The organism is Arthrobacter sp. ZGTC212 (assembly GCF_002929255.1).
Lineage (GTDB): Bacteria > Actinomycetota > Actinomycetes > Actinomycetales > Micrococcaceae > Arthrobacter_B > Arthrobacter_B sunyaminii.
In genome coordinates this window covers 1-521 of record NZ_PJIJ01000091.1, presented here as the reverse complement: position 1 = coordinate 521, position 521 = coordinate 1, and the positions used below count along the sequence as shown (strand labels likewise).

The 521-nt window shown below is 41.7% G+C and carries 2 protein-coding genes; both read right to left on the bottom strand.

Annotated elements, in window-relative coordinates; translation table 11 throughout:
• Positions 1 to 232, bottom strand: a 232-nt coding sequence (locus CXQ89_RS18265) for a hypothetical protein (RefSeq protein WP_146067318.1), incomplete at its 3' end; no start/stop codon positions are given.
• A gap of 83 nt (positions 233 to 315) precedes the next feature.
• On the bottom strand, positions 316 to 521 hold a 206-nt coding region (gene tnpB / locus CXQ89_RS18055; RefSeq protein WP_104162209.1), incomplete at its 5' end, for an IS66 family insertion sequence element accessory protein TnpB.

The window sequence follows — 521 nt, the reverse complement described above, 5'->3', positions numbered from 1 at the left end:
TGCTGGCCTGTTCGACAAGAACTTCCTGTTCCAGCTCCAGTCGTAATTGACTAGGGCTTTGTGTAGAGGCAGAAAAGCGTTCACTTTTACTGCCGTATGTAGATCTGAGCAATAGATCCAACCGATGGAGCAACATTTGGTTGATTGCCTGCAACTCACCGAGCTGCTGATTGAATTTCAGCAGAGTTTCTTCGTAAAGTTTTTTGTAATCAACCGTATCTTTTTGTTCCATCAATCCTGATTTTTGATAGTATAAAAATACGCTTTTTCACTGTTTTAAACAAGTAAAAGGACAGTTTTTGTTTAAAAAAACGCTTATTCTTCTAAAGACAATACTTGCTTTTTCCCGCTTTTGTTTCGGCGCTTTTCTTTTTGAAACTCGATGCCGCGCACCACTTGCAGCACCTGGATTTCACTGATAAAAGCACCTTGTCCATCTGCGCGCAACGGTGGTACTTCGAAACGGCCCTGGTCCATCTTTTTATAATAGATGACAAAGCCTCCATGTTCCCAGAAGAGCA